The organism is Paenibacillus sp. FSL R5-0527 (assembly GCF_038008055.1).
In the GTDB taxonomy this organism is placed as follows: Bacteria; Bacillota; Bacilli; order Paenibacillales; family Paenibacillaceae; genus Fontibacillus; species Fontibacillus macerans.
In genome coordinates this window covers 3264530-3281157 of record NZ_JBBOYI010000001.1, presented here as the reverse complement: position 1 = coordinate 3281157, position 16628 = coordinate 3264530, and the positions used below count along the sequence as shown (strand labels likewise).

The window sequence follows — 16628 nt, the reverse complement described above, 5'->3', positions numbered from 1 at the left end:
TTTGCAACATATTTTTTTTTATAAAGGAGAACAGGTTAATGACTGAGCATAAGCTTGTACAACAATATCGTGATTATTGGGATAAAGGAGCAGCGGTGTATGATGAAATCATTAATACCGAATTTGCAACGGATACATATGATCAATGGAACGCGATTCTGAGTGATCTTTTATCCGGAAAACGGAATTTAAAAATCCTCGATGTTGGAACGGGGCCCGGATTTTTTGCGGTTTTGCTTAGCCGTATGGGGCACCTGGTTACCGCCATCGATTCCTCGCCTGAAATGGTGGCTAAAGCGAAACAAAATGCGCAAAAATACAACTGCAATATCAGGATTATAGAGACGGATATCATTGAATATAAGACGGAAGAAACCTTTGATATCATCATTTCCAGGAACGTCACCTGGTTTCTATACAACCCTGTAGCGGCTTATCAAAATTGGCATGGAATGCTTAACGGCGGGGGCCAAGTTATTATTTTCGATGCAAATTGGAATTTGTTTTTGAGTCATCCTCAAGAAGCAGAGCTATTCAGCAAAGCCAAGGAGGAGGCGATGGAGCAAGGTTACTTGCCGTACCGCGAAGAGAAAGACATCGAGGAAGGAGATCAACTGGCGCTTACCTTGCCGCTGACCTATGTAAGAAGACCGGGATGGGACAGCGAAATGCTTAAGTTTATTGGTTTTACAAAAATCCAAATCCATGAAGGATTCGATACCGGGTTCTATAGCGCAGGGGAAAAAATCCTAAACCGCCACCGGCCCATGTTTGCGATTGTTGCCGAAAAATAGGAGAAAAAATCTGCTGTTTATAATACGGGACTATGTTTTTGTCTTCTTACATGTGTCACATTATGAACACTATTTTCCATGCTCAAAAAACTAAGTACCAATGTAAATACAAGAACCGTTCCTCGTATAGGGAACGGTTCTTGTATTGTGCCTGTTTTGGAACCGAATTATCGTGGATCGCTGGCCGATGCTAAGCCAATTTTGATTCACGGATCGACCTACGTTCCTGTACGGGAGTTAAAACTACTGTTTCATTATTTGAATCTCCATCCCCCATGAAGTTGTTATATAGAAAAATCCAAGAGGGCTCAGTTCTCTAACTTTAACATCAGACTGTTCTACAAAATACTTCAAAGCCTCTTCTAAATCGGTAACTGTAATAGCTAGATGAGCTACACCGATATCACTGGGTTTTAGGTGAACATTCTGTTGATCTGGCGTCGACCATTGGACCAGTTCGATCTTTCTACCTCCGTATTGCAAAAATGCTGCCCCTTCTACAACTGAATTCTCGTGAACCCCAAAGTACCTCTTTAAACTATCGTCTTCAAACTGCAACCGTCCTGGCCGGAACAGGACTTCAAAACCCAAAATGTTAGTGAAGAATTCAACCGCTTCTTCGATATTAGGTACTACAAATCCCGAATGCTCTATTGTACCTTGAAAAATTGTGTTTTTCATATCGCTAAACCCCTTTATTTAGAAATAATCGTTTCAGAAAGCATTCCCCCCATACCCGATGGCTTTTGGTCTCCAAGGCTCCAATCAATAGTAATGACAATCAAAATAGGGATAATTTTATGTTAAATTCTCAGTTAGTCTATCAGCGAACGGTGCAGCTCATGCGGACCTCCCATAGTAAAACGATTAGACATTGGGATGCTGCCATCAATATCGGTTACTCCAAGTATCGCCCCTAATTCGGCGCCAATTAGTGCCTGTCCGGAAAGATTCATTCTACGATCCGTATTATAGAGAGCAGCGATCACACGTCCAGTAAATTCAGGTGATTCAAGCTTTTGTTTTGGTATCTTATCCGCTGGCAGAGTCGCAAAATAGGCTCGCGTACGTTCGGTATCGAGGCCCCCCATCCAAATGGATACAGCAGCCACGTTGTACGGTCGCAGTTCCTTCGCCATATCGGCTGCCATCTTGTCACCGCCAGCTTTTTGGGCGCCGTAAGCAGGATTCTGGAAATAGCTTACCGCACCATAATGTCCGGTATTGACGATCAGACCCTTACCATTTGCTATCATTAGGGGGGCTGCGTAATAGCTGGCAACATAGTGGGAGCGTAGACCAACGGTAATTAGGTCAGCAATTTCAAGTGATTTTTCCCAAAACCCGCCGGTGGCTGGACCCGCGACCTTGGAAGCATTGTTGACGAGAATGTCTAACTTTCCATGCTCCTGCTTTATCCGTTCAAACAAGTCTGCAACCGCAGCGTCGTCAGCATGATCAACAATGGTCGGAATACCTTCCCCCCCTGACTTAGTCACTAGTTCTGCTGTCTCACCTACGCTGCCGCCGTAAGGCGAATCTGTGTTGGCGGCACTGCGTCCCGTAACATATACAGTGGTGCCAGCTTGGCCCAGTGCGATAGCGATTCCTTTACCGGCTCCTCTGCTGGCACCTGTAACGACGGCAATCTTATTGCTTAATGTCCGTGTGATTTCAGTGATTTGTTGGGCCACGTCGATGCCTTCTTTCATATAGCTTTATAGTCTTTGACATGCTTTGGGTCATATCTGCTTCATCCGGTTTCCTATGAACAGGTGCCATGCATTAATGTAATTTACACGTTCCATCGGAACAATACTCATCGGATGACGGTTCCGATCTATGCTCTTTAGCTTTAGCATTGTCATAATCCTCTTTCCATACCTGTTGTAATAGCTCTAAAAATATTTCATTGGGCTGTGCTCCCGAGACGGTATATTTATCATTCACAATGAAAAAGGGGACTCCTCGAATGCCGATTTTCGATCCCTCCACCTTATCGCTTGCAATATTATCGCCATACCGATCACTTGCTAAAACATCCAAAGCTTCGTTCTCATCAAGACCTACTTCACCGGCAAGCCGGGCAAGTGTCGTGTGGTCACCGACATCCAGTGAATCAACTAGGTATGCCTTCATAAGACGCTCCATCATTTCTTTCATTTTATCTTTCTCTTTTGCATAATAGGAAAGACGGAGCGCATCATAGGAATTTGTAGGGATCAATGTATCAAAGCGATAATCCAACCCAACTTCTTTTGCTTGTTGTGCGACTTGATAATTCATCTGCTTTGCTTTTTCATACGAACAACCAAGCTTGACAGATAAAACCTGATGAATATCCATACCTGTATTTTTTTCCGCATGGGGATTTAATTGAAAGCTGCGAAAAGTGACTTTGACTTCTTCTTTATGCTCAAACCGCTCCAGCGCCATTTCGAGTTGGCGCTTGCCGATATAGCAAAACGGGCACATAACGTCAGACCAAATTTCTATCTTCATAGTTCTACCTATTCCTTTCGCTTCGCTCAAGGCACAAAACGGAATGAAATCCGTCCAAATTATTAGATTGTGAAATACATCTCTTCCATGTCTGGAATGAGTGCTGGCTGCACTGGTTCCCATCCAAACTGCTCACGGTTCAAAGAGCTCGATGCTGGAATGTCCAAAGAAGCGATCCACCCAAGAAAACTGAAATGGTTAGCTGCCTCTTCGGCAGATATAGAAGTAACCGGCAGATTCAGGCGTCGACCAATCACACCACCTCCTTTTAAAATTTTTTATATCCGAATTCAAACTTTATCTTCCGTAATAAATTCTTCGACTCGATCTCTTTTAGTGTACATGTCATACCAAATATCGGCGATTTTGTCTTGAACCCCCGAATTCGGCTGCATCCAGATTCCGATTGAAAGGTGCCCCGCATAAATCCCTTTGTCCTTTAATTCGCTGTTCAAATTAAAGATATAATTACGAAGGCCGGAAATTGCAATGCCGACATTGCCCATCATCGGTACAGGATGGATTGCGGCTCCGCCTGTCGTAAATAACAAAGCCCCGTTTTGTTTATCCAACATATCCGGAAGCAATTCCCGAACACTCGAAATCGCGCCTAAAACGTTGAATTGAAATTGGTACAGCGCATTTTCTTCCGTTACATCCAGTGGGTTCGCCAATGTATCGATACCCGGCGTTGGACTGTATTCCAGCACATCAATAAATCCGTATTTCTCTTTGATCGCTGCGAAAGCTGAACCAATTTGGGCTTTATTCAATATATCCGCTTGAAACGCCGCAGCTTCGATGCCTACTTGTTCCAGTTCTACAACCAGTTGGTTCAACTTTTCTTCATTACGGGCTATAAGCGCTACACGAAATCCATTTTGTCCGAATTTCTTCGCAATAGACATTCCTAATCCAGGCCCCGCTCCAACAATGGCTATCGTTTTCATTTAACATCTCCCTTTCATTGATCTTAGTTAATTATCATTTAGACAAATAATAAACATCGTGTTGTATATTTATCTTACGTCTATTATGATTAAATACAATTCGATATTCAATATTTAATATTTTTGTTTCTGAAGTATAAAATACAAAATGAAAGCTTTTGTCGTTTAACGATCAATAACAATTTGAGGGAATGATCTGTGATGAACAAAAAAACCGATTTGCGAATTATTCGCTCCAAGAACTCAATTAAAAAAGCATTTGTAGAACTTCTTAATGAAAAGGGGTATGAAGCGATTACGATCCAAGATATTGCCGATAAGGCGATGATTAACCGAAATACGTTTTATCTTCACTATCAGAACAAACCCGATCTTTTAAATTTATGTATGGACGAACTATTGGAAGAAGTAAAGAATACGCTCGCTCTTTGTCCCGGCAGCAACCGTCCCCTTAGTGCTTCCAAACTTGAACGAATCATGCAGGCTGTACTCGAAAAAATGATCGGCAACCTTCCTTTTTACAAAGCGATGTTGGGGGACGAGAATCGAATTCACGGTTTTCAATCGAAAATGGAAGAGATTATTAAAAACACGGTCAACAAAGGCTTGGACAATACACCGTTGGATATCTCCAAGGAATTACTGCTTCAATATGTTGCATCGGCTTTTATGGGGATTGTGGTATGGTGGGTTAGAAATGATCTGTCTTATACTCCAGAGGAAATTGCGTCCCAATTCGGCAAGATTCTAACCCAGGGTCATTTTAAAGCGGCTGGAATCGCCATCGATGAATGAAATGAAGATCTTGCGAGGCTTTGATTAGGAGAAGCGGGCAACCAGTACCAGTTGCCCGCTTCATACCTATACTATAACTCCCTGTAAATAAAATAATCAAAATCGGCATGTCTGCGAGTACCGCTTAAATCCTGCACGCACATTCCAATGAAGGTGCCTGTGAACCTGAGAGGATTGGCGCTGTCATCCGAAAGGTGGAGGATATTGATTTCCGGGCCTACCGGCTTCCATTCGGAGCCATTGGCAGCATACGAAAACTGAAGTTTCTCACGGTTTAGTGTCGCCTTTAACTTGACCGGTCCATCGTCCGGAAGCGGAACATCGGCTTCAAGAATCTCGTTGTACTCCCCTTGTACGGTTTGGATGATCCCAAGCACCCTTCCCGCCCCTTCCAAATGCGTTATTCTCAGGTAGACGTAATCATCCGTATCATAATATAGAATTAGGCCGGCCATTTGCTGAAAATGCTCCGGATTGAACTCGATCTCCGTTTCAGCCTCGCAGCAAAACGCTTGCTGCCGGCGAGCCACCAGGCTTTGTCTGTGCCATGAACTTAGTGATTCCATCCCCCTTAAACGCAAGTGCCCTTTTCTTTCACTAAGGGAGAACCAGCTTGAATCCGGCGGGATGCGAAGCGTGTTCCAGTGGATACGGAGCTGCGGTTCATCAAAATCATCTTTCTCGGGCTCTGTCTCAAACGGATGAGCCGGAAGATTTGGAGCTTTCACGCTCACGCTTGGAGTATTCCCCGCGCCATCCAGCCGCAGCCAACCGTTTTCGTCCCAAGAGCAGCGCTGCAGCGCCGTTTCCCGGCCTAAGGTGCAATAGCGATCCGCCGTAGGCCTTGCGCAAAGATGGGCCATATACCACTCGCCCGCTTGAGTTTCGACCAATGACGCATGTCCCGCCTTCTGGAGCGGCAGTTCAGGATTGCCGAAGCTTGTCAGAATCGGGTTATGGGGAGCCACCTCATAAGGTCCGAAAATAGAAGTCGATCTCGCCAGGGTGGCGGCGTGCTCGTATTTCGTTCCGCCCTCGGCGGTTAGCAGATAATAATAGCCACTACGTTTGTAGAGATGCGGACCTTCCGTACGCCCAAGCTCGGTTCCTGAAAAAATATTGGTCACTGGACCGATTAGTTTTTGTTCCGCTGGAGAATATTCCTGAATGACAGTCCCCCCGAACTGGTTCCTCCCTTTGCGAAAATCCCAGATCATATTCAACAGCCATTTGCGCCCATCATCATCATGAAACAAAGAAGGATCGAAGCCATTGCTGTTTAAATAGACGGGCTCCGACCACGGACCCATGATATCGGTTGAAGTCACCAAATAGTTATGCGTATCCTTGAAGGCCCCTTTTCGTGACTTGACATCCGTATAAATTAAGTAAAAGATCCCGTTATCGTAACTCAAACAAGGCGCCCAAACTCCCCCGGAATTTACGTTGCCCAGCATATCAAGCTGGGATGTCCGATTGAGCGGATGGGTCAAGACTCTCCAGTGAACCAAATCTTTGGAATGATGAATTTGTATCCCGGGAAACCACTCAAAGGTCGATGTGGCGATATAATAATCGTCTCCCACACGAACCATCGATGGATCGGGGTTAAAGCCGCGTAATATGGGATTAATAATGTTGCTCATCGGACTCCTCCTAAATCGTTTCATTTCCCTCATCTTACAAAAGCTCAATAACGCACACCTCGAAAGGCTGCATCCCGTAAACGCCGTGAAGAACCGCATCCGTGAGCAGATCGCGTTTGGGGACCCGAAAAGTGACCGTCTGCTCTGTATGAGCATAGTTCATTAAAAAGGCATAGCTTTTGTGCATTTCTTCGGGCATTCGGATGGCCAGCTCTACATCCTCAGGCAACTCGGCCCATTCCGCAGCCGGGGATGCCAGTCCGATCTCATCAAGCAGCGCGCCGGCCACCGCTTCGGTAAACACACTTCCGTAGTAATACGAGCTCCCTTCGCCACGCTTGCATCGTACGAGAGCAGGCTTGCCCGTATAATAATCGGATGCATACGAAGCCAGCACTTCGGCACTACCCGACGTCACGCACAAAATGTCGGCAAAGGCGTCTCCTTTAAGGACACCGCCGGCTTCCCATTGTATATCGGGGGCCTGCTGCATCGGTCCGATCAGCGTAAAGTCCTCCACCTCAATCCCGCACAAATCGGCAAGCGGTCCCGGAAACGGCAGCATATAGCACTGCCCCGTCATATCCTTGTAGCCGCTGCGGCAGCCGAGCACAAGTGTCCCCCCGCCCTCGACGTACTGTTTAAGCAGCGCCGCCGTCGACTCCGGCATGATGGCCGGATGCGGGTAGACGAGCACACGGTATTTGGTTAAATCCTCTACAGTCGTCGATGAACGAATGTACTTCGTGTCCGCCGGGATATGGCGGCGCTGCAGCGCTTTGTACCATTCCAGGACACTTTTCCCTGCAAGCGGTCCATACCACACATCCAGCTCCCCGTCCCATTCATTGTCGTAATCCTTCAGTATGCCAACCTCGGCCTGATAGGTGGAACCAAGCAAAGCCCCGCCAATCCGCTGCAGTTCGCTGCCGATGCGGCCGGCTTCCTCTACGCGGCGGTTCGGCCGGTTATGATAATCATTAATGCCATGCCAGTACATCTCCGTTCCCATGGTTGCCGTCCGCCAGCGGAAATAGAGCACCATATCGGCACCATGCGCGATCGATTGGTAAGTCCACAATCGCATTTGCCCCGGCTTCGGTGCCGGCATTTTCGTGTGGCCCGCCGACCCCCCGGGGCCGGATTGCTGCTCCATAACAATGAAATTCGGCGATACGTCGCGAACCGCGCTCAGATTCAGGCTCCACTTGCGGTCCAGCAGCGGCCGCTCGCCTTGATCCGGCTGAATCGTGCTGAAATTCGGATACGAATCGTAGGCGAACATGTCCAAGGCATCATCCGTCAGTTGGTGACTGTCCAGGTGGCCGAACATACCGTTCGTCGTGATCCATTGTTTTGGTGCTTTTTCCCGTAAAATGTCGGATTGAAGCTGGGCATAGGAAATCGCGCTGTCCGAGAAGAAGCGCTTCTCATCAAGCGCCAGATGCGGGTTCGCTGAACGGCCCGGTGTCGGCCGGGACAAAAAAACCTGCGACCAGTCCGTATACGTCTGATTCCAAAATACGGAGCCCCATGCCTGGTTCAAGGCATGAAGGCTCCCGTATTTCTCCTGCAGCCAAATGCGGAACGCCGCGTGATCGGCTTCGGAATAGAAGGTGTTGACTTCGCAGTTGAATTCGTTGTCGATCTGCCATCCGACCACTGCGGGATGGTCCCTGTAGTGTTCTGCCAACTGCGCAACAATCCGCGCGGAAAGTGTGCGGTAGACAGGCGCATTATAGTTATAGTGGCGGCGGTGCCCATGCCGGTATAACGTACCGTCCTGCTTGGCGTTTAAACTTTCAGGATACTTGGCGGTGAGCCACGCCGGAGGTGTTGCCGTCGGCGTTCCCAGAATGACAAGCATGCCATGCTTGTGCGCCAGATCGATCGCCCGGTCGAACAGCCCGAACTCGAAGCGGCCCTCCTCCGGCTCGAAGATCGACCAGGCGAACTCTGCCATACGAACCACCGAAAAACCGAGCTCCTTCATCCGCTTAAAATCATCTTCCCAAAGAAGCTCCGGCCAATGCTCCGGATAATAACATGCGCCAAGACGAAATTGTTCCGTTCTCCAGTTGCGACCGTCGACAAACTGATATTTATATTCCATATTTATAGGATTGCATACATATTTCATTAGTGCCTTCTCCCACTTTATTGGCATCAAACAACTCCAATTTGGCATACATATCTTCCAGAATAAACCGGACATCGATATCTCGATATATCCTGAAAATATGCGCCCGACTTCCAAGGGATGCCGGGCGCATCATCAAGATGATAAATTTATTTCTGCACTTTTGCGTACCATTCTCTGGCGCGCTTCGTTACTTCTTCACCCCCCGATTGATACCACTTATCGACGAACTCGTCGAACATGTTGATCGGGTATTGGCCGATAATAATCTTGGTGGCGTATTCCACGTATAGCGTACGATTGTTAATGTCAGGGTAGCCGTCGTATACGCTGGCCGGCATGCCGTCACCGGCTATGACTTTGACATACTTCTGAGCCTCCTGCATATTTCGATTCACCTGATCAATCGCCCACATTCTATCTTCCGAAGCTGTACTTTTGTTCAGATCGATCATGAAATCAAGGGTGGATATTTTGGAATACGGATCGAGAATCCGGTTTTCCTGCGTGCTCTTATCATCCGGAAGCACCGCAGCTTTGCCATCCTTTATCGTATGGTGCATTCCTTCTACACCAAGGAACAGATCCTTCCAATTCTTCTTATCATACATGTTGTTCAACAGTGTCATGGTGGCCATCAGTTTCTTCTCATCCATGTTGTTCTTGACCACCCAGGCTGGGGGCGTAAACCGCTTCCAAGTATAGAAGCCCTTGTAGCCTTCGACTTCCGGTACGGGAAGTACGGAAAATTCAGCCTTTACGCCGGTGTTTTTGTATAGATTTTCTAATTGCAAATAGCTAGACTCTACCCAATGGAAGTAGTTTCCTACCTTATCCGCATGAATCTTGCCGTCCCATTTATCCTTAGTGTTCAAAAGCGACTCTTTGTCTATTAATCCTTCCTTGTACAGCTTCGATAAAAACTCTAAGGAGGCCTTCATATTCGGAGTCACCGCGGAATAAGTCAGCTCACCGTCGTAAATGTCCCAGTCAGGATAGCCTTCGAACATGGCGACCCCGTACATGGCGAACAAATGATCCATCCAGCGGGCCTGCTCCCGGCCGCCTGTCGGAAGTTCATCCTTCTGGCCGTTGCCGTTAGGATCCTTGTCCCGGAACGCTTCCAAAACCTTAACGTATTCTTCTTGGGTCTTCGGCATCTGCAGCCCCAACTTATCGAGCCAATCCTGGCGGATCATACCGGCATATCTTCCGTAGTCCAACACACCGGGGATATAATAGATCCTCCCTTGACCGGTAGGGTCGTTCGCCTTGACCACATCCCACATATCCTGCGGAATGGCTTCCCATAAATTCGGTGCATATTTGGGTAACAGATCAGTCAGATCCGCAATCGCGCCATTTTTAGCCAGGCTGTCCTCAATGCCCTGCTGGGGTAAGAACAGTTCCGGCATTTCCCCCGCGGCGATTTTCAGATTCAACTGATTCAGGTAGTTAGTACCTCCGTTCCATTCTACATAGGGATGGATGACGCCAACGCCAAGCTTTTCCTTATAAAATTCATACAATTTGCTGCCTTTGGTGATCGGTTTATAACCGATGTTCGTTCCCCACACTTCAATATCGACAACTTCATCTCCGCTAGAGGTCTGGTTCGTAGCCGCAGAATCTTCGGAATCTTTTTTGTTTCCGCCACAACCCGTTAATGCTGTTGTAATTGCAAGGATGCTTGCCGCCAATAATAGGCCAATTTTTTTAAGCTTCATACTGTTCCCCCTTTTGATATCAGAAAAACAATTTGTCCCTCCCTGATATCTAGTTTTTGAATCCGCTTACAATATCACTATATAATTGGGGGAACCAATGCTCAATCGGTCGTTTTTAAGTTCTTACCCGGTCATTTTTAGGATTGTTCCTTTCGATTTACGCCTGCTCGCTTACATATTCTTTATTCTCTTTAAGTGAATCGCCGTCCATTCCCGAATCGGGAATATATACCCCTGCTTTACAACTTTTTTCTCTATCAATTCACAATTCCATACATCGTAGACCGTAGCTTCGTACTCGGGTTCAGTTCCGTCATAGGGTCCAAACCAGAATCTACTGTTAGGCATATCGTAACGGCAATAAAATAAATATTCATCGAAGCCTTTCTCCAGAGCGAAATAATGATGACCTTCCGAATTCCGCGATCTTTCCATTTCCTGATATGGACAAGACTCCAGAATTTGCTTCATAAATTTCAATCGGGGAGCACTTTCACCAATTAATGTCCCCCCATATGACCAAAACAAATCCTTATTGTTGCCGTCAACTTCAAACACCTCACCATGAGAGGCATATCCACCGGCCATTGCGGAGAGCCAATGGCGAAAAACCACGGTCCTCGCATCACTATTGCCCCATTCATACTTGATGTTTCCTTCATAATGGTACTTGTCATTGATAACCGGTTTATTATAGATGTTCTTGAGTTCGAGCAGCAAGGAATACGTATCAGCATGCTGATACGATACATGAGTCAACCAATCCCGATCCGGGTAAATATCCCCAAAAGGGTGTTGGTGGTTCGAGATCGGATGGTTGTGCGGGTCGTTCGCTCCAATAAAAGCTCCAATTAAATCCCAATCTTTACGATCCATCCCGACGCAGAATTTGCCGTCTACAGTTTCGCTTATGTTATATTCGTTTCCAAGCGACCACCACACATTGCGGAATGCCGCCAGTCTCGCAATCATGTATTTGATATAGAGTAGGTCGTCTTCTTGTTGCATGCCGCGATCAATACCCCAGCGATCATAGGGGTGGAATAAGATGACATCCGCCTCGATTCCAAGACGCAGCAAGTCCTTTACGCGCTCCTCATAATTTTGAAAGTACTCAGGCAGCAATGTTTGAAAATCAAATTCATTGGGTATTCCTGCAAAGGGAAAGACTGGCGGATCGTAGGAAATATCTACAACGTTGTCCTTGCCCCCCATATATTTGGGAAATACGAGCATTCGAATCTTGTTGAAGCCATACTTGGAGAAAGATTCCAGCGTTTTCCGCCGAACCTCCTCCGGCCTGTAGGTCCAAGCGTACGCTGTCGTTCCCATGACAAAGAAAGGCGTCCCATCGGCGTAGTTAAAATGTTTTCCATTCACCCTGACCGGACCATGATTGCCTTCCTGTTCCTTCGTACATTCGAAAGTTCCCGTTAAACCGTCAAACTCCTTATGATTGGAAGAAATCCGGAAGGTGTATGTCCCTTCTTCCTCAGGCATAAACCGGATTTTCCAAGTCGAACCACCGTCGTAGAACCCAAACACTTTTCTTCGTTTTTTATCCTTTTCAAAATAAGCTTGCAGCCTGACCTCTTGAAACGGCTTTGCGAAGCTTATGGAAGATAATATTTCTATCTCGAAAATACTCCAACGCTCAACGGTATGTGCGTATTTCATAACAGTTCCGTCCTCCTGTGGTATTTTGTTTCGTACGAAGTGACCAAACCCGAACGGGTCCGATCAGTCCGCTGGGTTCCTGCTGCGCAAAGGACGACAAGAAGTCGCGCTGATCTTTCACCAACGTATTCGTAACTTCAATGACCAGCTTGTTTTTGCCCTTCTTTAGCAGACCGTCGATCTCCAGGCGGTAAGGCGGACAAATGCGGACACCTATTTGCTCGCCGTTTAACCATACTTCCGCTGTTTCATAAACCTCGCCCAACTCCAGCAGAGCCCCGGCCCGTGATTCGTCCCATTCAAATTCCGTTTCATAACGGAAGGTGCCCGTAAACCGCGGCAGACAATCAGGTCCGCTCATATTCGTTAAAACCGCCCGTTTCCCCCATTCCTGGAAATGAGGATATTGTTCAGCATTAGCGAGAGATATCCTCCATTCGCCGTCAAGCTCAATACCCGAACCCGTCGCATACCGCGGTGACACGGCGGCATAACCATCAAGGTCAGCCCCTTGAAGCAGCACAATCGATTCATAGGGATGCAGGACAAGCTGCACCGTTCCCGCGTCATCCCCCTCGGCCGTATCCACACGAGTTAACCGATTCAGGAAGGCATCATAGGCATATACTTCGCCTTCGGCAGGCAAAACCAACTTCGTGCGAATCGTTTGATGCGGGTGTTCGTTAAAGAACATATACACATCCAAATCGTCATGATTGTAGTGATAGTTCCGCAGATACGGTTCATATTGGTCAGCTCTAATATCGAAATGTCCGTCTGTAATAAGGTCTTGCGCCAGTTTATCCAATAAAACGATCTTTACATTCTGGTGACCGGCAAGCTCGGAAAGTTCGGCGGAAACATCGCCCCCCTCGCTCGATCGCAACGGCAGTCCGTCAACAAAACGAACGGCCAGCCCTTGTTCGGCAAACCGGACCAAGCGCTGGACCATCGCGGCAGGAAGCGCCTCTGCATAAGGTACGATCAGGCATTCATAATCCTCTTGATTTACAAATAACTTGCTATCCTTCACGCTCGCCGCTTCCAAAATAACATCGATGGGCAGAACGTCGCAGTCGATCTGATGCTGCATCAATTCCTTCACCGGCTTATGAAAATACATCGATTTCCCGGACCATTCAGCTTCAGCGTGATACACGACGGCTGCGGTCGCCACATGCCTTCCTTCCGAAATCAGGTGACTGATCCGATTGATATACCGATTTAAATGCTTGTAGTAACGATACTGCGGATTTTTCCCGCTCGCATACATATGCGGCGGACAATCCGGATCCGGAAAAGCTTTTTGGGTAAAAGCATGCGGGACAAACTGGTTGACGCCGCGAACCAGCATATGGTCGGTGAGCCACTTCATCAGCTTTAACCCTTCCGTCCAGCCATAGGCCCCATACAGCTCGCACATCGTCCGGCCTTGTTTTTTCGGATCGATATGTCCGAGCGACACGCCTAGCTTAGCGAGGCCATAGTGGAAGAATTCACTGTCCGTCTCCCCGGTTGGCTGGCGAAAAGACAGTTCATCGAAGCCGGGAACGATCTGCCACAGCACCACATCAAGACCCGACATGTCTTGGCCCCAGAGCGAGCGGAAGAAGTGTCCGGCGCCGGAACCAAGCCTGGCATGAACGTTGTTGTCTTCCAGGACATGCCCGATGTATTCTACGCCGCGGGCTCTGCACCATGTTCCGATTTGGCTGCAGAACTGGTCCGCATAAAGCTTGCTAACGATATTCATATAAGTGTACCGCACGATATTCGATTGTTCTCCTGTATCCTGCCAGAGGAGATACAGAAGCTCACGATAGCCGGGGCCCAAGGCTTGCTCAAGCAGGGCCGGCATTTCCCGGCTCCAAGGGAGCGGCACCCTCTGTTTTCCAGGCTTCGAATCGAAATCAAAGGTTGCCGGGTCATTGTAGAATCCGGGCTCATCCGAGAAGAACCCGGCAATCGTCTTGCCGAAATCCTCCCGATACCGTTCGTAAAAAGCTTCATACACCGTATCAAGCAAAATGCGCACCGATTCCCGGTTCAGCGGGTTCAAATAATCTTCCTGCGCCTTGCTGCCGCCATCCTTATTTTCTGAAATAATAAATACTCGCCAATACCCTTCAGGGATATCCCAATAAAGGATACCGTCATGCATAAGGTCAGTTAAATCAACACGGTCATTGAGCAATGTTCCATTAGTTGGATCGCGGCGGACCGCGACCACCGAAACCAGCTTATTTTTGCCGCTCGCGTGTTGGCTAAGCGATATAGTGGGTCGAAGCCCGCTCATCAGCAAAGTATCCAGCAGCAGAGAAGTTCCTTGGGCTGGACCGAGGGTATCGACGTAACGCTCACCCAAAAACATCCGGTGAAGCTCCGCAGGAGCCTCCTTCACTTGTCCTCCCGCATGTCCCGTTGGAAAATGATCGTCATCAAGAATCCATACCTTCATGCCCCGCTTCCGGGCTTCCTCCATAATAATGTCCATATCCTTCCACCATTTCGGTCCAAGAAAATCCGGATGAGGCCGGGACTCCACGCAAACAGCGCCGATTCCAGCTTCATGAACACGGGCCATCTCTTCCCGAATCGCCCGCTCTTCCTCGCCATGCTGCCAAAGAAAAGGAAGAATATAATTTTGTTCCTGACCCTCAAGCACTTCTTGTAGACGATTTCTCATGACAGCCCCCTGCTTCAACTTAGTTTTAACCATCAGATGTCGCAGCTTAGATGGAAATATCCGCCCGACTTCAAACGGATGCCGGGCGGATCATCATGGTGAAAAATTTATTCATGCACTTTTGCGTACCATTCTCTAGCACGCTTCGTCACTTCTTCACCACCCGATTGATACCACTTATCGACGAATTCGTCGAACTTGCTGATCGGGTACTGGCCAATGATAATCTTGGTGGCGTATTCCACGTACAACGTACGATTGTTAATGTCCGGAAAACCATCGTATACGCTGGCTGGCATGCCGTCACCGGCTATGATTTTGGCATATTTCTGAGCTTCCTTCATATTTCGATTCGCCTGATCAACAGCCCACATTCTATCATCCGATGCTGTACTTTTGTTCAGATCGATCATGAAATCAAGGGTGGATATTTTGGAATACGGATCGAGAATCCGGTTTTCCTGCGTGCTCTTATCATCCGGAAGCACGGCAGCTTTGCCATCCTTTATAGTATGGTGCATTCCTTCCACACCAAGGTACAGATCTTTCCAATTTTTTTTATCGTACATATTGTTCAACAACGTCATGGTGGCCATCAGCTTCTTCTCATCCTTGTTGTTTTTGACCACCCAGGCTGGTGGTGTAAATCTTTTCCAAGTATAGAAGCCCTTATATCCATCGACTTCCGGTACGGGAAGTACTTCGAATTCGGCCTTCACACCCTTGTTCTTATATAGATTTTCCAAGGCCAAATAGCTGGTCTCTACCCACTGGAAGTAGTTTCCTACCTTATCCGAATAAACCTTGCCGTCCCACTTGTCCTTTGTGTTTAACAGCGATTCCTTGTCGATTAATCCTTCCTTGTACAGCTTCGACAAAAACTCTAAGGAGGCTTTCATGTTCGGAGTTACCGCGGAATAAGTCAACTCGCCGTCGTAAATATCCCACTCCGGATAGCCTTCGAACATGGCAACCCCGTACATGGCGAACAAATGATCCATCCAGCGGGCTTGCTCCCGGCCGCCTGTCGGAAGTTCATCCTTCTGACCATTGCCGTTGGGATCCTTGTCCCGGAACGCCTCCAAAACCTTGACGTATTCGTCTTGAGTCTTCGGCATCGGTAACCCCACCTTATCGAGCCAATCCTTGCGAATCATACCGGCATATCTTCCGTAGTCCACCACACCGGGGATATAATAGATTCTCCCCTGACCGGTAGGGTCGTTCGCCTTGACCACATCCCACATATCCTGCGGAATGGCATTCCATAAATTTGGTGCATATTGAGGCAACAGATCAGTCAGATCCGCAATTGCCCCGTTTTTAGCCAAGCTGTCTTCAATACCCTGCTGGGGTAAGAACAGGTCCGGCATTTCCCCGGCGGCGATTTTCAGGTTTAATTGATTCAGGTAATTGGTACCTCCGTTCCATTCCACATACGGATGGATAACGCCGACGCCAAGCTTTTCCTTATAAAATTCATACAGCTTGCTGCCTTTCGTGATCGGTTTATAACCGATGTTCGTTCCCCACACTTCAATATCGATAACTTCATCTCCACTGGAGGACTGGTTCTGGTTCGTAGCCGCTGAACCTTCGGAAGCGTTTTTGCTTCCACTGCAGGCTGTTACAGTAGTAATTGCAAGGATACTTGCCGCCAATAATAGGCCAATCTTTTTAAGTTTCATACTGTTTCCCCCTTTAGAGGTAG

The 16628-nt window shown here is 47.6% G+C and carries 12 protein-coding genes; 2 read left to right on the top strand and 10 right to left on the bottom strand.

What is annotated here, in order from left to right:
• Positions 1 to 38: 38 nt before the first annotated feature.
• Positions 39 to 794 carry a class I SAM-dependent methyltransferase gene (locus NYE69_RS14525; protein ID WP_340926719.1) on the top strand — a complete coding sequence of 252 codons (756 nt, stop codon included), beginning with the start codon at positions 39 to 41 and terminating at the stop codon, positions 792 to 794.
• 243 nt (positions 795 to 1037) lie between these two features.
• On the opposite strand, the gene NYE69_RS14520 is transcribed toward NYE69_RS14525, so the two are convergent.
• From NYE69_RS14520 to NYE69_RS14505, 4 genes are all read right to left on the bottom strand, one after another.
• A complete protein-coding gene (locus tag NYE69_RS14520; RefSeq protein ID WP_340926718.1) occupies positions 1038 to 1475 on the bottom strand; it encodes a VOC family protein in 438 nt (145 codons plus the stop codon).
• Positions 1476 to 1609: 134 nt separating this feature from the next.
• Positions 1610 to 2506, bottom strand: a complete 897-nt coding sequence (locus tag NYE69_RS14515; protein WP_340926716.1) for an SDR family NAD(P)-dependent oxidoreductase — start codon at positions 2504 to 2506, stop codon at positions 1610 to 1612.
• A gap of 73 nt (positions 2507 to 2579) precedes the next feature.
• On the bottom strand, positions 2580 to 3296 hold the full coding sequence (locus NYE69_RS14510) for a DsbA family oxidoreductase (RefSeq protein WP_340926715.1): 717 nt from the start codon (positions 3294 to 3296) through the stop codon (positions 2580 to 2582).
• Positions 3297 to 3586: 290 nt separating this feature from the next.
• Positions 3587 to 4246: an SDR family NAD(P)-dependent oxidoreductase gene (locus NYE69_RS14505; RefSeq protein ID WP_340926713.1), complete on the bottom strand. Its 660-nt coding sequence runs from the start codon at positions 4244 to 4246 to the stop codon at positions 3587 to 3589.
• A 201-nt stretch (positions 4247 to 4447) separates the two neighbouring features.
• Between NYE69_RS14505 and NYE69_RS14500 the strand changes: the two genes are divergently transcribed.
• Entirely contained in the window at positions 4448 to 5041 is a 594-nt protein-coding gene (locus tag NYE69_RS14500) for a TetR/AcrR family transcriptional regulator (RefSeq protein WP_340926712.1), read from the top strand.
• Between the two features lie 71 nt (positions 5042 to 5112).
• Here NYE69_RS14500 and NYE69_RS14495 read toward each other — a convergent pair whose 3' ends face one another.
• The 6 genes from NYE69_RS14495 to NYE69_RS14470 all read right to left on the bottom strand — a co-directional run bounded on the left by NYE69_RS14495 (position 5113) and on the right by NYE69_RS14470 (position 16605).
• On the bottom strand, positions 5113 to 6687 hold the full coding sequence (locus NYE69_RS14495; RefSeq protein WP_340926711.1) for a glycoside hydrolase family 43 protein: 1575 nt from the start codon (positions 6685 to 6687) through the stop codon (positions 5113 to 5115).
• A gap of 34 nt (positions 6688 to 6721) precedes the next feature.
• On the bottom strand, positions 6722 to 8827 hold the full coding sequence (locus NYE69_RS14490) for a beta-galactosidase (RefSeq protein WP_340926710.1): 2106 nt from the start codon (positions 8825 to 8827) through the stop codon (positions 6722 to 6724).
• A gap of 149 nt (positions 8828 to 8976) precedes the next feature.
• Positions 8977 to 10554 (bottom strand): ABC transporter substrate-binding protein, encoded by a 1578-nt coding sequence (locus NYE69_RS14485; protein ID WP_340926709.1) that lies wholly within the window; start codon positions 10552 to 10554, stop codon positions 8977 to 8979.
• A gap of 171 nt (positions 10555 to 10725) precedes the next feature.
• Positions 10726 to 12231 (bottom strand): DUF5060 domain-containing protein, encoded by a 1506-nt coding sequence (locus NYE69_RS14480; RefSeq protein WP_340926708.1) that lies wholly within the window; start codon positions 12229 to 12231, stop codon positions 10726 to 10728.
• A complete protein-coding gene (locus tag NYE69_RS14475; RefSeq protein WP_340926707.1) occupies positions 12209 to 14917 on the bottom strand; it encodes a glycosylhydrolase-like jelly roll fold domain-containing protein in 2709 nt (902 codons plus the stop codon). The genes NYE69_RS14480 and NYE69_RS14475 overlap by 23 nt, the downstream gene beginning before the upstream one ends.
• Before the next feature lie 107 nt (positions 14918 to 15024).
• Positions 15025 to 16605 (bottom strand): ABC transporter substrate-binding protein, encoded by a 1581-nt coding sequence (locus NYE69_RS14470; protein ID WP_340926706.1) that lies wholly within the window; start codon positions 16603 to 16605, stop codon positions 15025 to 15027.
• Positions 16606 to 16628 lie beyond the last annotated feature (23 nt).

Coding starts and splice junctions, on each gene's coding strand:
- NYE69_RS14495 (WP_340926711.1), bottom strand. CDS start 6,687: ATGAGCAACATTATTAATCCCATATTACGCGGCTTTAACCCCGATCCA.
- NYE69_RS14500 (WP_340926712.1), top strand. CDS start 4,448: ATGAACAAAAAAACCGATTTGCGAATTATTCGCTCCAAGAACTCAATT.
- NYE69_RS14490 (WP_340926710.1), bottom strand. CDS start 8,827: ATGAAATATGTATGCAATCCTATAAATATGGAATATAAATATCAGTTT.
- NYE69_RS14510 (WP_340926715.1), bottom strand. CDS start 3,296: ATGAAGATAGAAATTTGGTCTGACGTTATGTGCCCGTTTTGCTATATC.
- NYE69_RS14470 (WP_340926706.1), bottom strand. CDS start 16,605: ATGAAACTTAAAAAGATTGGCCTATTATTGGCGGCAAGTATCCTTGCA.
- NYE69_RS14520 (WP_340926718.1), bottom strand. CDS start 1,475: ATGAAAAACACAATTTTTCAAGGTACAATAGAGCATTCGGGATTTGTA.
- NYE69_RS14475 (WP_340926707.1), bottom strand. CDS start 14,917: ATGAGAAATCGTCTACAAGAAGTGCTTGAGGGTCAGGAACAAAATTAT.
- NYE69_RS14515 (WP_340926716.1), bottom strand. CDS start 2,506: ATGAAAGAAGGCATCGACGTGGCCCAACAAATCACTGAAATCACACGG.
- NYE69_RS14485 (WP_340926709.1), bottom strand. CDS start 10,554: ATGAAGCTTAAAAAAATTGGCCTATTATTGGCGGCAAGCATCCTTGCA.
- NYE69_RS14525 (WP_340926719.1), top strand. CDS start 39: ATGACTGAGCATAAGCTTGTACAACAATATCGTGATTATTGGGATAAA.
- NYE69_RS14505 (WP_340926713.1), bottom strand. CDS start 4,246: ATGAAAACGATAGCCATTGTTGGAGCGGGGCCTGGATTAGGAATGTCT.
- NYE69_RS14480 (WP_340926708.1), bottom strand. CDS start 12,231: ATGAAATACGCACATACCGTTGAGCGTTGGAGTATTTTCGAGATAGAA.